4 protein-coding genes are annotated in these 3,907 nt (G+C 37.4%); all 4 read right to left on the bottom strand.

Going from position 1 to position 3,907, the window contains the following annotated elements:
- Nucleotides 1-171: 171 nt before the first annotated feature.
- Entirely contained in the window at nt 172-1,482 is a 1,311-nt protein-coding gene (gene grdB, locus CHB72_RS25400) for a glycine reductase complex selenoprotein B (RefSeq protein WP_089285656.1), read from the bottom strand.
- A 44-nt stretch (nt 1,483-1,526) separates the two neighbouring features.
- Nucleotides 1,527-2,003, bottom strand: a complete 477-nt coding sequence (gene grdA / locus CHB72_RS25395) for a glycine/sarcosine/betaine reductase complex selenoprotein A (protein WP_089285655.1) — start codon at nt 2,001-2,003, stop codon at nt 1,527-1,529.
- 91 nt (nt 2,004-2,094) lie between these two features.
- A complete protein-coding gene (locus tag CHB72_RS25390) occupies nt 2,095-3,381 on the bottom strand; it encodes a glycine/sarcosine/betaine reductase component B subunit (RefSeq protein WP_089285654.1) in 1,287 nt (428 codons plus the stop codon).
- A gap of 90 nt (nt 3,382-3,471) precedes the next feature.
- Nucleotides 3,472-3,789: a thioredoxin TrxA gene (gene trxA, locus CHB72_RS25385; protein WP_089285653.1), complete on the bottom strand. Its 318-nt coding sequence runs from the start codon at nt 3,787-3,789 to the stop codon at nt 3,472-3,474.
- Nucleotides 3,790-3,907 lie beyond the last annotated feature (118 nt).

Raw genomic sequence — 3,907 nt, 5'->3', positions numbered from 1 at the left:
ACTGTGCATAATCATGTCTGGGGTATGCACAAGTACGTAGGATGTTCCTTTTACTACTGCATAGGACATTTCTTTCCACCTCCATAGTTTTTCGTTTAGCTTTAAACTAATATGTTTATATAGGTAACCAACTACAGATGCCAGCTGCTTAATAAACAGCTGGCAATTTTTTTAGTCTTCAAATACAGTTTGACCATCCACTTCCGTAGTCAATGCCCTTAATGAATTTTCTACGATTTTTCTTCTTAATGTCTTTTCATCTTTTGGTTCCAATGCTGGATTTCCTAATGGATGAGGTATAGCTATGGCAGGTACGATTCTGTTAGCACCTACTGTTAATGAAATCGGCACTACTGTACAAATATGCACTACTGGAATACCAGCTCTTTCAACTTCTTTAACCATTGTTGCACCGCAACGTGTACAGGTGCCTCATGTGGAGGTTAGGATAACAGCTTGAACTCCATCAGCTATCAATTCCTTGGCAAATTCCGCAGCAAAGGCTTTAGAGTTTGCTACAGATGTTCCATTTCCTACAGTCGTATAGAAATATCTATGAAGTTCCCCAATAACGCCTTCTTTTTCAAGATCTCTTAGTACATCTACTGGCAGTACTCTATCAGGATCTGCATTAGCGTATACAGGGTCATATCCACCATGGGCTGTTTCATGGTCAGCCTCTGTTAATTCTGCAAAGTTAGCAATATCATATTTGCCATATTTTGATGCACTGGAGGCTTCAATTTTATCTGGGTTATGCTTTGGTACAATACCACCAGAGGTAACCAAGGCAACTTTAGCTTTTGATAAATCCTTTACTGCTGGATTTGGTTCAACTCTATCAAAATCTGGCATTGGGTATTCAGTAACATATTCTTCGCCTTTGAGCTTTTTAATTAACATATCAACGGCTCTTTTAGAACCTCTTTCGCTAGCGAAATAGTTCTTTCTTATACCTCTTGATAAATACTTGTCTTCTTCAGGTGAACCTATTTCCTCACCTTTTAACATCTTTAGAGCTAGCTTAGTCATTGCAGGAACTGCTGTTCTCATGGCAGCAGCTGAGTTTCCTGTCTCTATGATATAAACACTCTTTTTAAACATATCAGCACCAGGGTTTTCAGTGTACATTCCTGTTATTACAGGGATTCCTAATTCATCTTGTACAGCTTTTGCTATTGTACCGCAAGCAACACCGTATCTTCCTGCATTGAAAGCTGGTCCTGCTATAAATAAATCAGGGTTGTATTTTTTAATCATCTCAAGAACTTCTGGCTTTGCTGTATCTAGGTTTTCATTGAAATAAGAGTCACCGCAAATTATTGTTGCAACAATTTCAGCTTCTTCCTTAAGGGCAGTATTAAATGCCATACCCGGCCCTACTACACCTTCTCTAACTTCAGGTTTTATATCAGCTTTCTCTTCGCCACCGATTCCTGCGAAAAATTGATTGATATAATGAACGACTCTTTTTTTGCTCATACTTTCCCCCCTCTCCAAATTTTAACGGGAATTTTATTGGTTAATTAATCGTTGAATTTACTATATTCACTTCGGATAGAATTCATTTCTTCAGCAATGCCATCTACATCAAGAACCATTTCCATCATACCGACTTGGTCATCATATACTTCAGCATTTACTTCATCTTTAAATTGTGGCTCTACCACATGATATACTCTAAGTCCTAACTGGACTCCTGCCAATGGACCTGCAAAGGTTGGATCTCCAGCAGTCACAGTTTCTGCAGCTAATCCTGCTGCTTCTGCTTCTGCTGCGCCTAATACGACTACCACCTTATCTGCGCCGTATTTTTCAGTTATATCCTTAACTCTTTGTTGGTTTTCTAGGTCCATTGCTCCTGCAGCGGTTCAGACAAAGCATTCGGTCGAAGAGAAAACAACTTCTGCGCCTGTTGTTTTTAAACACTCTTCTATGGCTGGACCAGGAATTCCATCTCTATCGCCAATGATGATGACTTTTTTATCATCAAATCTTGCCATAGTATCACCCTCTCTTTCTTTTTTATATGTTTTTCTATATATTTTTTCCTAGCTTTGTCTTTTTAAACAAAGCTATAGTGATTAAATTTTATTAGTAAGCCTTTGATGTTAGCTTTACAAAACCTGTCTCATTTGTAGCACCTGTAATAGCTTGTATTTCTACTTCAATACTACCATCAGGTCTTAAGCTACCATCAAAACCTCCAGCAATAATATCGGTGTACTTTGTTGTGCCAATGATTCTTTTCATCGGTGGTAAAACAATCGTCTCATTTGCATTACCATTTGTTATAACTGCGTCTGCCTTTGGATCTGCATCTGCAAGGGATTGAGATGCTCCATCTCTACCTGCATACTCATCAGTAACAATAACGGTTTTGATGTCTTCATTTTCGATTTTTTTACAGTTCATAATTAAGTCAGTATCTGGGTTACCAAAACCTTCTTGTGAAACAATGACAGCATCTAATCCTAAGAATTTACATAACTTTGCTGTCCAATTTGAAGATCTTTCTTTATCTGCAAGATAAACATTTTCGTTAGTAATAATAACACCAACAAAGTTATATTCTTTACCATGCTTCTCGTAAAGGTCCTCTATAATAGAATTGTTTTGGTGTACATAGGTTGGGTTCTTATCGCAAGCAGATACACAGTTACCACTGATAATCGCTCCATCAAACACTTCTGTAGGATAAAGGATTGTAGGTACTATTTTCTTTGCATCTACTCCATATACGTAGGTATCATGTAACAAACCTTGAGTTTGAAGCATATACACATAACCAACCTTAGGTAAGTCAGGGTATTTCTTGATAGATTCTAAAATAGGCTCTGTTTCATAATACTTTATTTCATCTGGCTCAAGATTTTTAGCAAACTCTCCAAGATACTGAGCGGCCTTTAACCCTATCATTCTAACAGCTGCTTCATGGTCATATTGCTTAATATCGTCTACAGGTTCTGCAATAATTACAACATTATGCAACTGTGAAAAAGGAGTGTATTCTGCTCCAGGACCTGTCATATCGATAATTCCCTCTTGGAAACCAACGATTTTACCAGCAGTAACAACTGCCATGTTTTTTAACGCATACGTACGACCAGTTCCTACAGTATCTACCTTACTTAATACACCAGGGAAGATTCCCCCTGGACCTTCTACCTTTACCCTTGGCTCAATTACATCCTTTACAGGAGTAATTCTCACTTCTTCTCCTGGATGAGCTAACTCAATGTCAATACTTTTAACATGCTCATTTCCACCAATTGTATTAAGCATCTCTTCTTTGTTAATATAGAGTATAGAATTCTCAATCTTTGTAGCCTCACCAAACTGTACATCTTTAATAAAAATCTTTCCTAACTCTAATCGCACAAACTTCACCTCCCTTTATTTATAGAGGGCCCATAGCTTAGCAAATACCTACAACTATAGGCCAGATTTACAGCACTTAGTCACTACTTCTTATATGAACTTATTAATCATTGCCTCTATACTTCCTCTATTGGCATCATCCTTTGTTACTTCATCTACCTTTTCACCATTTTTATAGATAGCGATTGTAGGTAAACCTAATACCTTTTGCTTGATAGCTAATCTTCTTGCTTGAGTAGTGTTAAGTTTTACGAATTTTATCTTGTCGCCGTATTGTCCTTCAAGTTCTTCAATGTCTGGCATTAACGCTTTGCATGGTTCGCATCCATCACTCCAAAAGTCCACTAATACAACACCTTCTGACTCTAGTACCTCTTGATCAAAAGTATCCTTATCAACTGCTAACATTTTTCCACCTCCTTCAAAATTAATGCACTCTGTAAAAGCCACTGACACCAAATCAAAGATTTGGGTCATCTACTTTTACTCATGAAAAGTACTTTCTATATATTTTTCTGCTTGAATA

The organism is Anaerovirgula multivorans (assembly GCF_900188145.1).
Classification (GTDB): domain Bacteria; phylum Bacillota; class Clostridia; order Peptostreptococcales; family Natronincolaceae; genus Anaerovirgula; species Anaerovirgula multivorans.
The sequence above is the reverse complement of the archived record's forward strand: the minus strand, read 5'-3'. Positions and strand labels throughout refer to the sequence as shown.